Origin of the sequence: Klebsiella michiganensis (assembly GCA_000963575.1) — a bacterium.
In the GTDB taxonomy this organism is placed as follows: Bacteria; Pseudomonadota; Gammaproteobacteria; order Enterobacterales; family Enterobacteriaceae; genus Cedecea; species Cedecea michiganensis_A.
This window is the reverse complement of the sequence record CP011077.1, coordinates 1,284,404-1,300,432: the sequence shown is the minus strand read 5'-3', so window position 1 is coordinate 1,300,432 and position 16,029 is coordinate 1,284,404. Positions and strand designations below refer to the sequence as shown.

Below are 16,029 nucleotides of genomic sequence, written 5' to 3'. Positions count from 1 at the left end.
CCTCTCCAAAAAGGGTGTTATGGGAAATCGATTGACGTTATACTTGTAAACCTAAATGTTTTTCAAATGGTTTACAAGTTACCCTATGACCCCTGCTGATTTAGCGTTCGACCAGCGACATATCTGGCATCCGTACACCTCAATGAGCCAGCCGCTCCCGGTTTATCCCGTTATTGCCGCGGCGGGCTGTGAGCTGCAGCTGGCTGACGGGCGTATGCTCGTCGACGGCATGTCTTCCTGGTGGGCGGCTATCCATGGCTACAATCACCCGCGTCTGAATCAGGCAATGAAGGCCCAGATTGACAGCATGTCGCACGTCATGTTCGGCGGTATCACGCATCCGCCGGCCGTTGAGCTGTGCCGCCAACTGGTAGCGATGACGCCTGCCCCGCTGGAATGTGTGTTTCTGGCGGATTCCGGTTCGGTAGCCGTTGAGGTCGCCATGAAAATGGCGCTGCAGTACTGGCACGCAAAGGGCCAGCCGCGTCAGCGTTTTCTGACGTTCCGTAACGGCTATCACGGCGATACTTTTGGCGCGATGTCGGTCTGCGATCCCGATAACTCGATGCACAGCCTGTGGCAGGGCTATTTGCCTGAACATCTTTTTGCGCCGGCGCCGCAGTGTGGCTTTGGGGATGAGTGGAACGAGATGGATATCGTGCCGTTTGCACGCCTGATGGCCGCACATCGCGAAGAGATTGCCGCCGTGATTCTGGAGCCTGTCGTCCAGGGCGCGGGCGGGATGCGTTTTTACCACCCTGAATGGCTTCGCCGCCTCCGCCGCATGTGCGACCGGGAGGGGATTCTGCTGATTGCCGACGAGATAGCTACAGGCTTTGGCCGCACCGGGAAACTGTTTGCCTGCGACCATGCAGGTATTTCACCGGACATTATGTGTCTCGGTAAAGCGCTGACCGGCGGCACAATGACGCTCTCCGCGACGCTTGCTACCCGCCATGTCGCGGAAACCATCAGCGACGGTGAAGCCGGGTGTTTTATGCACGGCCCAACCTTTATGGGGAATCCGCTCGCCTGCGCGGTTGCCAGTGAAAGCCTGGCGCTACTGGCGCAAGGAGACTGGCAGCAGCAGGTTCAGGCGATTGAACATCAACTTCGGAAAGGTTTGCTGCCGCTCACCGCGAGCGAAAACGTAGCCGATGCGCGCGTGCTGGGTGCTATTGGCGTGGTGGAAACACGCAGACCTGTCGATATGGCCGCTTTACAGCGTTTCTTTGTCGAACAGGGCGTCTGGATCCGTCCCTTTGGCCGCCTGATCTACCTGATGCCGCCTTACATCATCAGCCCTGAGCAGTTGAATAAATTGATTATGGCCGTCACGCACGCGGTAAAAAACCCTGCGTTTTTCCGCTAGCTTCTGCCCAGACCAGGCCGGCATCGCTTGCCGGCCTGGTCTGCCCTTCGCTAATCGATTTCTGAAATTAATTTACACAAATAAATCCGGTTAAGTTATTAATCCCTTCCCGTCTCGCTGCCGATTAACGTTTCACCAGACCCACATCACAGAGAGACAGAAATGAAGAGAACCGTTGTACTCAGCTTCTGCCTGATGGCAGGCAGTGCCTTTGCCGATACCGGCTCGCCCCAGCTAAAGGCGGAGTCACAGTCAGTGATTCGCCAGGCGGGTTATCAGTGCGATACCGTGAACAGCGTTTACCCTGCCGCATTCGGGGGTTCACTTACCGTCTCCTGCGATGATGACCACAAATATATTATTCGCAAAAAGAACGGCCAGTACTCTGTAGAAAAAGAATAACGAAACGCTTTTTCATCGCCGGAAAATACTCACTTCCCCCTTTCTGAAGCCGATTTGCACAATCGGCTTCCCGTTTCGCTCAACTTAGTATAAAAAGTCAGGCTTTGAGATAACCCTCTATTCCACCGTACAGCAAGGAGCAACCTTGAACACATTATCGGTTTCTCGTCGCGCCGCAGCCCTGGCTTTCGCAATGGCGCTGAGTGCATGTAGCTCAACCCCACCCCAGGACAAACCGTCTACTCAGGCGGCGCCGGGAACCCAGTCCCGCCCGATCCTGGCGGCTGACGAAGCACAGAATTTTGTTGCAGCGCGCTACTTCACCGCGATGAACCCAAATGAAGCCCCGTGGACACCGTCCTCGATTCGCACGCCTCAGCAGCCTGATTTCGTGGTGGGCCCTGCCGGTACACCTGGCGTCACCCACACATCAGTCCAGGCCGCGGTGGACGCAGCGATTATTAAGCACAGCAGCTCTCGCCTGTATATCGCCATTATGCCGGGTCAATATGAAGGTACGGTTTATATTCCTGCGGCTTCCGGCAGCGTGACGCTGTACGGCACTTCTGGCAACGCGGACGATGTCAAAATCGGCCTGACGCTGGACTCTGAAACCGACCCGACAACCTGGCGTCGCACCGTTAATCCGGGCGGAAAATACATGCCAGGGAAACCAGCCTGGTACATGTTTGATAACTGCCAGAGCCGCCGCGGCGCGACCGTGGGCGTGATGTGTTCCGCAGCCGTTTGGTCACAGAATAATGGCCTGCAGCTCCAGAACCTGACCATCCAGAATACCCTGGGCGACAGCGTGGATGCCGGTAATCACCAGGCCGTTGCACTGCGCAGCGATGGCGATAAAGTACAGCTGAATAACGTTCACCTGCTGGGCCGTCAGAACACATTCTTCGTCACCAACAGCGACGTTCAGAACCGCATGTTGACCAACCGTCAGCCGCGCACGCTGGTAACCAACAGCTATATTGAAGGCGATGTGGATGTGGTAGCAGGCCGCGGTGCCGTGGTGTTCGACAATACCGATTTCCGCCTGGTGAACAGCCGCACCAAAGAAGGTTCCGTGTTCGCGCCAGCCACTCTGCCGAACATCTACTATGGCTTCCTGGCGATTAACAGCCGCTTTACCGCAGCCGGTGACGCTCAGTTGGGTCGCTCATGGGATTTAGCCGGTGAAAACGGCCAGGCCGCGAATGGCCAGGTTGTGATCCGCGACAGCGTGATTAACGAAGGTTTCAATACGGCTAAGCCGTGGGGCGATGCGCTGGAGTCTAAGCGTCCGTTCGCTGGCAACGTTGGCACCAAAGACGATAAAGGCGCTATCAAACGCGATCTGAATGACCCGAGCTTCAACCGCATGTGGGAGTTCAATAACCGCGGAGTAGGCAGCCCGGTCGTCGAAGAGAAGTAATTTTAAACTCAGTAAGAAAAAACCTCGCCGCGGCGAGGTTTTTTTATGGCTGACAATCAGTGCGCGTTAATCACAACCCACATTGGGCCCTGCCCGACCGCGTAGCGACCTTTCTCTTCCAGTAGTCCCTGCTCGCCATTAATTTTGTACACTGCGGCATGATGGGATTTCTGCCCGACGGCCACCAGGTACTTACCGCTGTGGTCAACATTGAAGCCGCGAGGCTGCTCTTCCGTCGGCTGGTAGCCTTCGATGTTCAGCACGCTACCGTCTTCTGATACGCTGAATACGGTAATAATGCTGGCGGTGCGGTCACAGGCATAAAGATGACGACCGTCCGGTGTGATGTGGATATCGGCAGCCCAGCGGGTACCGGTGAAACCTGGCGGCATAAAGTCCAGCGTCTGAACACATTCAATTTTGCCGTGCGGGTCGCGCAGTTCCCAGACATCAACGGTGCTGTTCAGCTCGTTGACGCAGTACGCATATTGCTGGTTCGGGTGAAACGCCATATGACGTGGGCCCGCGCCCTCAACCGTCGTGACCTCAGCAGGCGTTTGTGCCACCAGCTTGCCGTCGTCGGACAGCGTGAACAGACAAATACGATCCTGCTTCAGGGCCGGCGTCCAGAGCGTGCGGTTATCCGGGGAGATATTCGCCGAGTGGCAGCCGTCCAGCCCTTCGACCAGGTCAACGGTTTCGCCCGGCAGCCCCTCATTTTCAAGGCTAATCACCGCCACGTTTGCCGCGTTGTATGAAGCGCTGAACAGGAAGCGGCCTTTACGATCGGTAGAAATATGGGTTGGGCTGCCTGGCAAAGGCGCCACGCCGGCTTCCGTCAGAGAGCCATCATCCGGCGTAATACGGTAAGCCACTACGCGAAACTCAGGGCGTACGCCAACGTACAGGAAGCGTTTATCCGGGCTGATGACCATCGGCTGTACTTGCCCCGGGGCATCAACCACCTGCACAAGGGTCATTTCGCCGCTGGCGTGCAGCGTCCAGACGTGGATCTGCTGGCTTTCCGGGCTGGCGGTATAGACTGTCTGTTTCATGACTTTACTTTCCTCCTGACGTCGTAAGTAAGCATCATAAGGCCGGCTCACGGCTCGGGCTATTTTGCGCTACAGCGTGAGCGGTGTACCATCGGAACGAACCTTATGAATAATGACTGGAACCCTAAATGAGTTATCGCGTAATTGCTCTCGATCTCGATGGCACCCTGCTGACCCCGCAAAAAACTATTCTCCCGGAGTCCATTACGGCCCTTCAGCAAGCTCGCGAAGCGGGCGTGAAAGTGGTTATCGTAACGGGTCGCCATCATGTCGCCATACATCCTTTTTATCAGGCACTGGCTCTGGATACACCTGCAATTTGCTGTAATGGCACTTATTTGTATGATTATCATGCAAAAAAGGTTCTGGCGTCCGATCCTCTTCGTCCGGAGCAGGCGACGCAAATGGTCGATTTGCTGACCGCTCACCGCGTACATGGCCTGATGTACGTCGACGATGCGATGCTCTATCTCGAAAGCTCAGAACACGTCAAAGCTCACGTCGCCCGCACCCAAACCTGGGCGCAATCATTACCTGAACACCAGCGTCCCGTTTTCCGCAGCGTGCCCTCACTGAAAGAGGCGGCTCAGAATGTCGGGTCTATCTGGAAATTCGCCCTGACGGATTCAGACATTCCTAAGCTCAAGCAATTTACCCTTGAGGTAGAGCGCGAACTGGATCTCGCCTGCGAATGGTCCTGGCACGATCAGGTTGATGTCGCCCAGCGCGGCAACAGTAAGGGCGCACGCCTGGCCCAGTGGGTGGCATCTCAGGGGCTGGCAATGGATCAGGTGATTGCATTTGGCGACAACTACAACGATCTGAGTATGCTGGAAAGCGCCGGAATGGGCGTGGCCATGGGCAATGCCGACGACGCGATAAAATCTCGCGCTAATATGACTATCGGCACAAATCTGGAAACCGGGATCGCCGAAACGCTTTATAAGTACGTGTTGTAATCAGGTTGCGATCGACACGCTTTTCACTTGCGCATACAGCCACTGGCCTGGTTTTACCGCCAATTCGTCTCTGGCCCAGGGGCTGATGCGCGCCCACAGCGTGCGGGAACCTACTTCTAGCTGAACCTCCACCTGCCCTTCGTCGTCAAAGCACTGGGCAACCCTCGCCCGCAGCACGTTACGAATACTGCTGTTAATCGGCGGCTGAAGCACCAGCGAGACGTCAGACGCCTGGATGCGAATGCGCAGCGGAGCCTGCACCGGTTTGTCGATTTTGTTCACCCACAGATGCTGATCGCCAAGCGCCAGCGCCGTCATGGCGTAATGAGGATGGTGCTCCAGTACGGTGACTTTCAGCACGCTGCTTTGCTGCTCTTTAGGCAGCCAAGGGTGCATCACGCTGCTGCCCCAAACCTCTTCAAGGTTGCCGAACGCCTTCACGTTTCCCGCATCCAGCACCAGTACTTTGTCCGCCAGATGTAGGATCTCCTCCAGCGAGTGGCTCACGTACAGCATGGGGATGTTGATCTCGCGGGCGAGCCGTTGGAGATAAGGCAATAATTCGCGTTTACGGGGAATATCCAGCGAGGCAAGCGGTTCGTCCAGCAGCAGCAGCTCCGGCGCGGTCAGAAGAGCTCGCCCAATGGCAACGCGCTGTTTTTCACCGCCGGAAAGACTCCAGGGAAAACGCTCCAGCAAATCTTCGATGCCGAGCAATGCCACCAGCTTATCGAACTGCCCGGCCATCGTTTTGGCCATGCCGTATTTCAGGTTCCCCCGTACACGGTAGTGCGGGAACAGACGCGCATCCTGGAACACATAGCCTACCCGGCGCTTTTCCGGCGGCAGGTAAAGTTGTTTTTCAGCATCGCTCAGAACGCGATCGTTTAGCACGATACGCCCCTGCTCAGGCTTAGTCAGGCCGCTAATCGCATTAATTAGTGAGGTTTTCCCTGCGCCCGAGACGCCAAAAACTGCAGTGATCCCCTGGCCCGGCAGGGTTTCATTGATTTCCAGCCGATGCGTACCCAGCGTTTGCACGAAGTTAAGTTCAAGCATCAGTTTGCCCCCATACGTTTACGGCTGACTCTCGCCAGCCATTCAGCCACCAGTAGCGAGGCCATCGCCAGCGCGATAGCTATCAGGCACAAACGTGCGGCGGCGCTTTCTCCGCCGGGGGTTTGAATCAGGGTATACATGGCCGAAGGCAGCGTTCGGGTTTCCCCGGGAATGTTGGAAACAAAGGTGATTGTCGCGCCAAATTCCCCCAGCGAACGGGCAAAGGCCAGCACGGTACCGGCAATAATGCCCGGCAGCGTTAACGGTAAAGTGATAGTGCAAAAGACGCGCCAGCGGCCTGCGCCCAGGGTTCTGGCCGCCTGCTCAAGACGGAGATCAACCCCTTCCAGCGCCAGGCGGATCGCCCTAACCATCAGCGGGAAAGACATAACGGCCGCCGCCAGCACCGCCCCTCGCCAGCTAAACGCGAAGGTAATGCCAAACCAGTCATACAGCCAGGCGCCAATAAAACCGCGGCGGCCAAAGGCCACCAAGAGCAGATACCCCACCACGACCGGCGGCAGGACTAAGGGAAGATGAATCAGGCTGTCGAGCAAGGCTTTGCCCGGGAAACGACAGCGAACCAACACCCAGGCAAAGAAGATCCCGATAGGAAGACTGAACAGTACCGCAATGGATGAGACTTTTAGGCTTAGCAGTACTGCCTGCCACTCGGGATCGCTCAATATCATTGTTTCGTCGTAAATCCGTATTTTTGGAAGACTTTCGCCGCTTCCGGTCCTTTCAGATAGCTATAGAACGCGGTCACTGACGGGTTATCGTGGCCTTTAACAATCGCAATCGGGTATTCCACTTTTTTGTGGGAATCTTCCGGGAAGGTCCCCACCACTTTCACACCTTTTCCGGCAACGGCGTCAGAGCCGTAAACGATGCCCAGCGGAGCTTCATCACGCTCAACCAGCGCCAGGGCACCACGAACGTCTTCGGCCGGAGCAAGTTTACTGGATAAGCTGTCCCAGGCACCCAGTTTTTGCAGCGCTTCTTTGGCGTAAATGCCCGCCGGAACATGATCGGGATCGCCCACGGCCAGACGGCCGCCTTTTAACAGCGATGCCCAGTCAGTTTTCGCATCAATGGCGATGTCGCCCTGCTTGCTGGCGGCCGGTGCGACGACGACCAGACTGTTGCCCAGCAGCGTTTCGCGGGTGTCCGTTTTAATGGTGTCTTTCTCAACAGCATAATCCATCCACTTCTGATCGGCAGAAATAAACAGATCGGCTGGTGCCCCCGCTTCAATCTGGCGAGCCAGCGTGGAAGAAGAGGCAAAAGAAGAAGCGATCTCAACGTTCTTCTCTTTCTGATATTGCGTGGCAATATCCTGCATCGCATTGGTTAACGATGCTGCCGCAAAGACGGTAATTTTGTTGCCTTCAGCCAGTGCCTGACCGACCAGAGAAACCGATAAAGCCGCACCCAGGGCGAGGCGAACCCAACATTGATTCATGTTTTCACTCCGTTTGTTTCGTTATGTAACCTGAAATATAACGATTGCAATGCGGAAGATACAGAATTTATCGGCAGAAAAAAGAAGGGCTTTAAAGTTCTTGACGAGGATCAAGAGAAAGCGCGCGTTTACTGGAGAAGGCAGAAGAAAGAGAAAGCCCGGCAAATGCCGGGCCTTCAGGGAATCAGTGATGCTGTTTCGGCTGTTGGTCGCGATGACCCACTTTTGAAAAGACGTTAAACACTTCACCCAATCCGTAGATGAGACCGAGGATCACTGCCATCACAACCGGCACCATGACCACAGCAAACACCAGGCTTTTCAATAACTCGAACATAGTTGCCTCCGGCAAAAGCGAGAATGATTATTCTAGCGGCAGTTGAGAAAAACGCACTCTCCTTTTGTGCCATTTGCCCGGATCGGCACAATAGAGGAAAATAAGGGTTTTTCTGGCACGGAGAGACCATGCAAGCTGAAATTTTGTTAACGCTGAAACTCCAGCAACGGCTGTTCGCCGACCCGCGACGCATTGCGCTGCTTAAACAAATTCGCCACACGGGCTCTATTAGCCAGGGGGCGAAACTGGCAGGCATCAGTTACAAAAGCGCCTGGGATGCGATTAACGAAATGAACCAGTTGGCAGAATCAAGCCTGGTTGATCGCGCCACCGGCGGCAAAGGCGGCGGCGGCGCCGTACTCACCCGTTACGGTGAGCGCCTAATTCAGCTCTACGATCTGCTAGCGCAGATTCAGCAAAAAGCGTTTGATGTCCTACAGGATGATGCTCTGCCTTTGGACAGCCTGCTCGCCGCCATCTCCCGCTTTTCGCTGCAAACCAGCGCCCGCAATCAGCTGTTTGGTACCGTGCTAAAGCGCGATGACGAACAGGTTCAGCAGCACGTCGATATTCTGCTGGCTGACGGCGAAACGCGCCTGAAAGCAGCGATTACCCGCCAAAGCGCAGAGCGGCTGGGGCTGGACGAAGGCAAAGAAGTGCTGGTGCTCATCAAAGCACCGTGGATAGACGTCACGACAGATGCTCATGCAGCGGGCAATGCCGATAACCAGCTGCCGGGGAAAATCAGCAGCATTGAGCAAGGCAAAGAACAAAGTGAAGTGCTGGTTCAACTAGCCGATGGCCAGACGCTGTGTGCCACCCTGCCGAATACTCATGTAGAACAACAGGCGCTGGTAGAAGGTGCTAAGATCACAGCATATTTCAATGCGGACAGGGTGATTGTCGCCACACTCTGCTAAAAGTCCGCTTCTCATTGACATCAACGCAGACAGGCCGTATTTCTGTAGTTTTATCGCTGCAAAAAATGGGATAAAACATGTCTGCGTTGCAAATTTCGCAAGGTACGTTTCACCTTAGCGACATAAAAACCCTTACCCTGAACGACCTTACCCTTCGCGCCGGAGAAAGCTGGGCGTTTGTTGGGGCGAACGGCAGCGGCAAATCCGCTCTTGCCCGTGCGCTGGCCGGTAGCCTGCCCATAATGAAGGGCGAGCGCCGCTGCGACTTTACCCGGATTGCTCATCTCTCTTTTGAACAGCTGCAAAAGCTGGTCAGCGATGAGTGGCAGCGCAATAACACCGATATGCTTAGCCCCGACGAGGACGACACCGGCCGCACCACCGCAGAAATTATCCAGGCAGAGGTGAGCAATGAAGCCCGCTGTGGCGAGCTGGCCGCGCTGTTTGGCATTGAACATCTGCTCGTCCGCCGCTTTAAATATCTGTCGACGGGGGAAACGCGTAAAACGCTGCTTTGCCAGGCGCTGATGTCGGAGCCAGAGCTGCTTATCCTGGATGAGCCGTTCGACGGGCTGGATGTAAAATCTCGCCAGCAGTTGGCCGGTCTGCTGGCGCAGCTTAGCGCCCAGGGTTACACCCTTGTACTGGTACTCAACCGGTTCGATGAGATCCCGGAATTTGTGCAATTTGCCGGCGTGCTGGCGGACTGTACGCTGACGGAAAGCGGTGAAAAGCAGGCGCTACTCGAACAAGCGCTGGTTGCACAGCTAGCCCACAGCGAGAAGCTGGCGGGGGTAGCGCTTCCGGAAGCTGACGATCCGTCCGCCCGCTATACCCTGCCGGAAAACGAGCCTCGTATTGTGCTCAACGATGGCGTAGTGGAATACAACGATCGCCCTATCCTGCACAAACTCAGCTGGTCGGTGAATCCCGGTGAGCACTGGCAAATTGTGGGCCCGAACGGAGCCGGAAAATCAACGTTACTGAGCCTGATCACCGGCGATCATCCGCAGGGATACAGTAATGACCTGACGCTGTTTGGCCGCCGCAGGGGCAGCGGCGAGACAATATGGGATATCAAAAAACATATTGGTTACGTCAGCAGCAGCCTGCACCTGGATTACCGGGTCAGCACCACGGTGCGAAACGTTATTCTGTCAGGCTATTTCGACTCCATCGGGATCTACCAGGCGGTTTCAGATCGCCAACAAAAGTTGACCCGCGAATGGCTGCATATGCTGGGAATGGATAACGCCACCGCCGATGCACCTTTCCACAGCCTGTCCTGGGGCCAACAGCGCCTGGCGTTGATCGCCCGCGCGCTGGTTAAGCATCCAACATTGCTGATCCTCGATGAGCCTCTGCAAGGGCTGGATCCCCTGAACCGGCAGCTCATACGCCGCTTTGTCGATATTTTGATTGGCGAGGGAGAAACGCAGCTGCTGTTTGTGTCTCACCACGCCGAAGATGCGCCGCAGTGCATTACCCACCGGCTGACGTTCGTACCGGACGGCGATAAATACGGCTACCAGCTGGAAAATATTCTTCCCACCTAATCACTCAAACTGCGACGGCTATTCCCGACCTGACTTTCGGAATAGCCGTACACTTTTATTCTACCTATTTGTTTTACAATGCCTTGTATACTTCTTTAACTGTATTAAGGACGCTGTGTAAACGATACCACTAATCCGGCGTATATCACATTTTTCAGCCATCTGTTATGCTATGGTTATCTTAACCCATAGGCTATATGGAGCGAAAAATGAGAGTCTTAGTTACGGGTGGTAGCGGTTACATTGGAAGTCATACCTGCGTCCAATTGCTGCAAAGCGGTCACGACGTAGTGATCCTCGATAACCTATGCAATAGCAAACGCAGCGTACTGCCGGAAATTGAACGGCTGGGTGGCAAGCATCCTCTGTTTATCAACGGCGATATCCGCGATGAAGCCCTGCTGGCAGAAATTTTCCACGACCACCGTATAGATGCCGTTATCCATTTTGCCGGCCTGAAAGCCGTCGGTGAATCGGTCAATAAGCCGCTGGAGTATTACGACAATAACGTGACCGGCACCCTGAAGCTTATCGCCGCGATGCGGGCAGCAAACGTGACTAACTTCATCTTCAGCTCATCCGCCACCGTTTACGGCGACCAGCCGCAAATCCCTTATGTAGAAAGCTTCCCTACCGGTAAGCCAGCCAGCCCTTACGGGCAAAGCAAGCTGATGGTTGAGCAGATTCTTACCGACCTGCAAAAAGCGCAACCTAACTGGAGCGTTGCTCTGCTGCGCTACTTCAATCCGGTCGGAGCCCATCCGTCAGGCGATATGGGGGAAGATCCTCAGGGTATTCCAAATAACCTGATGCCGTACATTGCGCAGGTTGCCGTAGGCCGCCGCGACTCGCTGGCTATCTTTGGTAACGATTACCCAACCGAAGACGGCACCGGCGTGCGTGACTACATCCACGTAATGGATCTTGCCGACGGCCACGTCGCCGCTATGCAGGCGCTGAACGGTAAACCTGGCGTGCATATTTACAACCTGGGCGCAGGCGTCGGCAGCAGCGTGCTCGACGTGGTGAACGCCTTCAGCAAAGCCTGCGGCAAACCGGTGAACTACCACTTTGCCCCGCGCCGTGACGGTGACCTGCCGGCCTACTGGGCAGACGCCACCAAAGCAGACAAAGAACTCAACTGGCGTGTCAGCCGTTCGCTGCAGGAAATGGCAGACGATACCTGGCGCTGGCAATCACGCCATCCACAAGGTTATGAAGATTAAGGATATGTGATGGAGCAGTTTAACCCGGTCGATCATCCGCATCGCCGCTATAACCCGCTAACGGGTCAATGGATTTTGGTTTCACCGCATCGGGCGAAACGCCCCTGGCAGGGTGCACAGGAAAACCCTGCACAAGAAAAGCTTCCGGCACACGATCCGGACTGTTTTCTTTGCCCGGGGAATACGCGCGTAACCGGGGATAAAAACCCCGAGTACACCGGCACTTTCGTTTTTACCAACGATTTTGCGGCGCTGATGACGGACACGCCTGATGCCCCAGCGAGCCATGATCCCTTGATGCGTTGCGAAAGCGCGCGCGGTACCAGCCGGGTTATCTGCTTCTCTCCCGATCATAGCAAAACGCTGCCAGAGCTCACGCTTCCCGCTCTGGAAGAAGTCGTACAAACCTGGCAGCAGCAGACCGCTGAGCTGGGGCAAAAATATCCGTGGGTTCAGGTATTTGAAAATAAAGGCGCGGCCATGGGCTGCTCCAACCCACATCCTCACGGACAGGTTTGGGCAAACAGCTTTTTGCCCAACGAGGTCGCCCGTGAAGATGCCCAACAACGTGAATATTTCGCCCACCAGGGCACCCCTATGCTGCTCGACTATGTGCAGCGTGAACTGGCGGACGGTAGCCGCACCGTGGTTGAAACCGAGCATTGGCTGGCCGTCGTCCCCTACTGGGCAGCATGGCCGTTCGAAACCCTGCTGCTGCCCAAAACCCACGTTCTGCGTATCACCGACCTAAGCGCAGAACAAAGCGCTGACCTCGCGTTAGCCCTGAAGAAACTCACCAGCCGCTATGACAACCTCTTCCAGTGCTCCTTCCCCTACTCAATGGGCTGGCACGGTGCGCCGTTCAACGGGGAGAGCAATCAGCACTGGCAGCTTCACGCGCATTTCTACCCGCCGCTGCTGCGCAGCGCTACGGTGCGTAAGTTCATGGTCGGCTATGAAATGCTGGCCGAAACCCAGCGAGATTTAACCGCAGAGCAAGCCGCAGAACGCTTGCGTGCCGTTAGCGATATCCATTTCCGCCAGTCAGGAGCGCCATTATGAGTCTGAAAGAGAAAACCCAGCGTCTGTTCGCTGAGCAATTTGGTTACCCGGCAACCCACGCTATTCAGGCTCCGGGCCGCGTAAACCTGATTGGCGAGCACACCGATTACAACGACGGTTTTGTGCTGCCTTGCGCCATTGATTATCAGACGGTTATTAGCTGCGCCAAACGGGAGGACCGCATTGTGCGGGTTGTTGCCGCCGATTATGACAATCAGCAGGACAGCTTTTCCCTCGATGCCCCTATCGTCTCGCACGATACTCAACAGTGGGCTAACTACGTTCGCGGCGTGGTGAAGCACCTGCAAAAACGCGATAAAAATTTTTCCGGCGTGGATATGGTGATCAGCGGCAATGTGCCGCAGGGCGCCGGGCTGAGCTCTTCCGCCTCGCTGGAAGTCGCAGTAGGTAAAGTATTCCAGCATCTTTATCATCTCCCTCTTGATGGCGCGCAGCTGGCGCTCAATGGCCAGGAAGCAGAGAACCAGTTTGTCGGCTGCAACTGCGGCATCATGGATCAGCTGATTTCCGCCCTTGGCAAGAAAGACCACGCCCTGCTCATTGACTGCCGTTCCCTGGGAACGAAAGCCGTCTCTATGCCAAAAGGCGTTGCGGTGGTGATAATCAACAGCAACTTCAAGCGCACGCTGGTTGGGAGCGAATACAACACCCGCCGTGAACAGTGTGAAACCGGCGCTCGTTTCTTTAGCCAGAAAGCGCTGCGCGACGTTGAGCTGGCAAAATTCAATACGGTGGCGCATGAGCTGGATCCGATCGTTGCCAAACGAGTTCGTCATGTGCTGACCGAAAATATCCGCACCGTGGAGGCGGCGGACGCACTTGCCAAAGGTGACCTGGTGCGTATGGGCCAACTGATGGCCGAATCTCACGCCTCCATGCGCGATGACTTCGAAATCACCGTGCCGCAAATCGACACCCTTGTGGAGATAGTTAAAGCCACCATTGGTGAGAAAGGCGGCGTACGTATGACCGGCGGCGGATTTGGGGGCTGCATTGTCGCGCTGGTGCCTGAAGATCTTGTTCCGGCCGTTAAACAGGCGGTTGAGGAGCAGTACGAGCGCAAAACAGGCATTAAAGAGACGTTCTACGTTTGCAAAGCCTCCGAAGGAGCGGGTCAATGCTAAAAGAGACGCCGAAGCTGGCGCCGGACGGCCAGCCTTTTCGCCTTACCACCCTGCGCAACGGCGCGGGGATGGTGGTCACGCTGATGGACTGGGGCGCGACCCTGCTCTCTTGCCGGGTACAGCTAAAAGACGGCAGCGTGCGGGAAACGTTACTGGGCTGCGCTTCCCCAGAGCACTATTTGCAGCAAAGTGCCTTTATGGGCGCAACTGTCGGACGCTACGCTAACCGTATTGCGGGGGGGAAACTCACCGTTGGCGGTGAGACGCTCCAGCTTGAGATTAACCAGGGCGCAAATCAGCTTCACGGCGGGCCGGAGGGCTTCGACAAACGCCGCTGGCGCATTGCCATACAAAATGAGCAGGAAGTGATTTACGAACTGGACTCGTGCGACGGCGATCAGGGTTTTCCCGGTAAATTATGCGCCACGGCGCACTATGCGCTGACGGAAGATAACCGCATCAGCATCGAGCTCCGTGCCACCGTCGATAAGCCGTGCCCGGTCAGTCTCACCAATCACGCCTACTTCAACCTCGACACCGTTCAAAGCGATGTGCGTCAGCATAAACTTCAGCTGCTGGCCGACAGCTATTTGCCGGTCGACGCCAGCGGCTTGCCCTCGGGTGACCTGAAAAACGTGGCCGGCACCAGCTTTGATTTCCGTGAACCCAAAACACTTGCGCAAGATTTTCTGTCCGATACCGATCAGCAAGCTACCAAAGGCTATGACCACGCTTTTCTGCTGCAGGCTAAGGGCGATCTTAGTCAGCCGGTTGCACGGGTCTGGTCCGCCGACGGTGCGCTGGAAATGCGAGTGTTCACAACGGCACCTGCGTTACAGTTCTACAGCGGGAACTATCTGGCGGGCACGCTTGCCCGCGATAAAGCAAGCTACAGTGACTGGAATGGCCTGGCGCTGGAAAGCGGCTTCCTGCCGGACAGCCCAAATCATCCTGAATGGCCACAGCCCGACTGCTGGTTAAAGCCAGAAGAAACCTACCTGACCGTCACGCAATACCAGTTTCTGCCCAGCTAAAGCCCCTTGCCCTTTTCATTAAGGGCAATTCCTCACCAAATCGCTGACTTTACCGCCAGATCGCGCCAAAAATATAACAACCTTTTACAACCACCTTACACTCCACGCGCTTTTTCGCTATGTTAAACGTTTATCATTGCCGTGGCTTATGGCGCGGCAATATAATGATAATTGTTATCATTAATCCCAGGCTCATTAAGGAGTAAATCATGGCTGTTACTAAGCTGGTTCTGGTTCGTCACGGCGAAAGCCAGTGGAACAACGAAAACCGCTTCACTGGTTGGTATGATGTTGATCTGTCTGATAAAGGTCGTACCGAAGCTAAAGCTGCCGGTAAGCTTCTGAAGGACGAAGGCTTCACTTTCGACTTCGCTTACACCTCTGTGCTGAAACGTGCCATCCACACCCTGTGGAATATCCTCGATGAACTGGACCAGGCCTGGCTGCCGGTCGAGAAATCCTGGAAACTGAACGAGCGTCACTACGGCGCGCTGCAGGGTCTGAACAAAGCTGAAACCGCTGAAAAATACGGTGACGAGCAGGTTAAACAGTGGCGTCGCGGCTTCGCGATCACCCCACCAGAGCTGTCTAAAGACGACGAGCGCTTCCCTGGCCACGATCCACGTTACGCAAAACTGACCGACAGCGAACTGCCAACCACCGAAAGCCTGGCGCTGACCATCGACCGCGTAACACCGTTCTGGAATGAGTCCATTCTGCCACGCATGAAATCCGGCGAGCGCGTCATCGTTGCTGCTCACGGTAACTCCCTGCGCGCGCTGGTTAAATACCTGGATAACCTGAGCGAAGATGAGATCCTCGAGCTGAACATCCCTACCGGCGTGCCGCTGGTTTATGAGTTTGATGAGAACTTCAAACCGCTGAAACGTTACTACCTGGGCAACGCTGACGAAATCGCAGCGAAAGCCGCAGCAGTAGCCAACCAGGGTAAAGCGAAGTAATTCGCCGCCCATAAAAAAAGGCGTGGTAAGTACCACGCCTTTTTTATTG

Annotated in this window: 16 protein-coding genes; 11 read left to right on the top strand and 5 right to left on the bottom strand. The window is 55.5% G+C overall.

Annotated features, from left to right (window positions below; genetic code table 11):
* Positions 1-55: 55 nt before the first annotated feature.
* From VW41_06180 to VW41_06170, 3 genes are all read left to right on the top strand, one after another.
* Positions 56-1,372: an adenosylmethionine-8-amino-7-oxononanoate aminotransferase gene (locus tag VW41_06180; protein ID AJZ88645.1), complete on the top strand. Its 1,317-nt coding sequence runs from the start codon at positions 56-58 to the stop codon at positions 1,370-1,372.
* A gap of 162 nt (positions 1,373-1,534) precedes the next feature.
* Positions 1,535-1,774 (top strand): hypothetical protein, encoded by a 240-nt coding sequence (locus tag VW41_06175; GenBank protein ID AJZ88644.1) that lies wholly within the window; start codon positions 1,535-1,537, stop codon positions 1,772-1,774.
* Between the two features lie 145 nt (positions 1,775-1,919).
* Positions 1,920-3,200, top strand: coding sequence for an acyl-CoA thioesterase (locus VW41_06170; protein ID AJZ88643.1), 1,281 nt, complete (start codon positions 1,920-1,922; stop codon positions 3,198-3,200).
* Between the two features lie 56 nt (positions 3,201-3,256).
* Here VW41_06170 and VW41_06165 read toward each other — a convergent pair whose 3' ends face one another.
* Positions 3,257-4,255 (bottom strand): 6-phosphogluconolactonase, encoded by a 999-nt coding sequence (locus VW41_06165; protein AJZ88642.1) that lies wholly within the window; start codon positions 4,253-4,255, stop codon positions 3,257-3,259.
* A 128-nt stretch (positions 4,256-4,383) separates the two neighbouring features.
* On the opposite strand from VW41_06165, the gene VW41_06160 reads away from it, so the two are divergent.
* Complete coding sequence (locus VW41_06160) at positions 4,384-5,214, top strand: pyridoxal phosphate phosphatase (GenBank protein AJZ88641.1); 831 nt, start codon at positions 4,384-4,386, stop codon at positions 5,212-5,214.
* On the opposite strand, the gene modC is transcribed toward VW41_06160, so the two are convergent.
* From modC to VW41_06140, 4 genes are all read right to left on the bottom strand, one after another.
* Positions 5,215-6,273 carry a molybdate transporter ATP-binding protein gene (gene modC, locus VW41_06155; GenBank protein ID AJZ88640.1) on the bottom strand — a complete coding sequence of 353 codons (1,059 nt, stop codon included), beginning with the start codon at positions 6,271-6,273 and terminating at the stop codon, positions 5,215-5,217.
* Positions 6,273-6,965, bottom strand: coding sequence for a molybdate ABC transporter permease (modB, locus tag VW41_06150; GenBank protein AJZ88639.1), 693 nt, complete (start codon positions 6,963-6,965; stop codon positions 6,273-6,275). The genes modC and modB overlap by 1 nt, the downstream gene beginning before the upstream one ends.
* Positions 6,962-7,738: a molybdate transporter gene (gene modA / locus VW41_06145; GenBank protein ID AJZ88638.1), complete on the bottom strand. Its 777-nt coding sequence runs from the start codon at positions 7,736-7,738 to the stop codon at positions 6,962-6,964. Before modA ends, modB begins: the two co-directional genes overlap by 4 nt.
* A gap of 184 nt (positions 7,739-7,922) precedes the next feature.
* Positions 7,923-8,075: a membrane protein gene (locus tag VW41_06140; protein ID AJZ88637.1), complete on the bottom strand. Its 153-nt coding sequence runs from the start codon at positions 8,073-8,075 to the stop codon at positions 7,923-7,925.
* A 128-nt stretch (positions 8,076-8,203) separates the two neighbouring features.
* Here VW41_06140 and VW41_06135 point away from each other — a divergent pair, with 128 nt between their 5' ends.
* The 7 genes from VW41_06135 to gpmA all read left to right on the top strand — a co-directional run bounded on the left by VW41_06135 (position 8,204) and on the right by gpmA (position 15,980).
* On the top strand, positions 8,204-8,995 hold the full coding sequence (locus VW41_06135; protein AJZ88636.1) for a transcriptional regulator: 792 nt from the start codon (positions 8,204-8,206) through the stop codon (positions 8,993-8,995).
* Between the two features lie 77 nt (positions 8,996-9,072).
* Positions 9,073-10,551, top strand: a complete 1,479-nt coding sequence (locus VW41_06130; protein AJZ88635.1) for a molybdenum ABC transporter ATP-binding protein — start codon at positions 9,073-9,075, stop codon at positions 10,549-10,551.
* Between the two features lie 209 nt (positions 10,552-10,760).
* On the top strand, positions 10,761-11,777 hold the full coding sequence (locus tag VW41_06125; GenBank protein AJZ88634.1) for a UDP-galactose-4-epimerase: 1,017 nt from the start codon (positions 10,761-10,763) through the stop codon (positions 11,775-11,777).
* Between the two features lie 9 nt (positions 11,778-11,786).
* The gene (locus VW41_06120) at positions 11,787-12,839 is read left to right on the top strand and encodes a galactose-1-phosphate uridylyltransferase (protein ID AJZ88633.1); all 1,053 of its coding nucleotides are present in this window, start codon (positions 11,787-11,789) and stop codon (positions 12,837-12,839) included.
* A complete protein-coding gene (locus VW41_06115) occupies positions 12,836-13,984 on the top strand; it encodes a galactokinase (protein ID AJZ88632.1) in 1,149 nt (382 codons plus the stop codon). The genes VW41_06120 and VW41_06115 overlap by 4 nt, the downstream gene beginning before the upstream one ends.
* The gene (galM, locus tag VW41_06110; protein AJZ88631.1) at positions 13,978-15,018 is read left to right on the top strand and encodes a galactose-1-epimerase; all 1,041 of its coding nucleotides are present in this window, start codon (positions 13,978-13,980) and stop codon (positions 15,016-15,018) included. The genes VW41_06115 and galM overlap by 7 nt, the downstream gene beginning before the upstream one ends.
* Positions 15,019-15,227: 209 nt before the next feature.
* Positions 15,228-15,980 carry a phosphoglyceromutase gene (gene gpmA / locus VW41_06105; protein ID AJZ88630.1) on the top strand — a complete coding sequence of 251 codons (753 nt, stop codon included), beginning with the start codon at positions 15,228-15,230 and terminating at the stop codon, positions 15,978-15,980.
* Positions 15,981-16,029 lie beyond the last annotated feature (49 nt).

Bases quoted from the DNA above. Each gene is read 5' to 3' on its own strand.
- VW41_06160 (AJZ88641.1), top strand. From the start codon at position 4,384: ATGAGTTATCGCGTAATTGCTCTCGATCTCGATGGCACCCTGCTGACC.
- VW41_06180 (AJZ88645.1), top strand. From the start codon at position 56: ATGTTTTTCAAATGGTTTACAAGTTACCCTATGACCCCTGCTGATTTA.
- galM (AJZ88631.1), top strand. From the start codon at position 13,978: ATGCTAAAAGAGACGCCGAAGCTGGCGCCGGACGGCCAGCCTTTTCGC.
- VW41_06140 (AJZ88637.1), bottom strand. From the start codon at position 8,075: ATGTTCGAGTTATTGAAAAGCCTGGTGTTTGCTGTGGTCATGGTGCCG.
- VW41_06165 (AJZ88642.1), bottom strand. From the start codon at position 4,255: ATGAAACAGACAGTCTATACCGCCAGCCCGGAAAGCCAGCAGATCCAC.
- VW41_06125 (AJZ88634.1), top strand. From the start codon at position 10,761: ATGAGAGTCTTAGTTACGGGTGGTAGCGGTTACATTGGAAGTCATACC.
- modA (AJZ88638.1), bottom strand. From the start codon at position 7,738: ATGAATCAATGTTGGGTTCGCCTCGCCCTGGGTGCGGCTTTATCGGTT.
- modB (AJZ88639.1), bottom strand. From the start codon at position 6,965: ATGATATTGAGCGATCCCGAGTGGCAGGCAGTACTGCTAAGCCTAAAA.
- modC (AJZ88640.1), bottom strand. From the start codon at position 6,273: ATGCTTGAACTTAACTTCGTGCAAACGCTGGGTACGCATCGGCTGGAA.
- VW41_06135 (AJZ88636.1), top strand. From the start codon at position 8,204: ATGCAAGCTGAAATTTTGTTAACGCTGAAACTCCAGCAACGGCTGTTC.
- gpmA (AJZ88630.1), top strand. From the start codon at position 15,228: ATGGCTGTTACTAAGCTGGTTCTGGTTCGTCACGGCGAAAGCCAGTGG.
- VW41_06130 (AJZ88635.1), top strand. From the start codon at position 9,073: ATGTCTGCGTTGCAAATTTCGCAAGGTACGTTTCACCTTAGCGACATA.
- VW41_06115 (AJZ88632.1), top strand. From the start codon at position 12,836: ATGAGTCTGAAAGAGAAAACCCAGCGTCTGTTCGCTGAGCAATTTGGT.
- VW41_06175 (AJZ88644.1), top strand. From the start codon at position 1,535: ATGAAGAGAACCGTTGTACTCAGCTTCTGCCTGATGGCAGGCAGTGCC.
- VW41_06120 (AJZ88633.1), top strand. From the start codon at position 11,787: ATGGAGCAGTTTAACCCGGTCGATCATCCGCATCGCCGCTATAACCCG.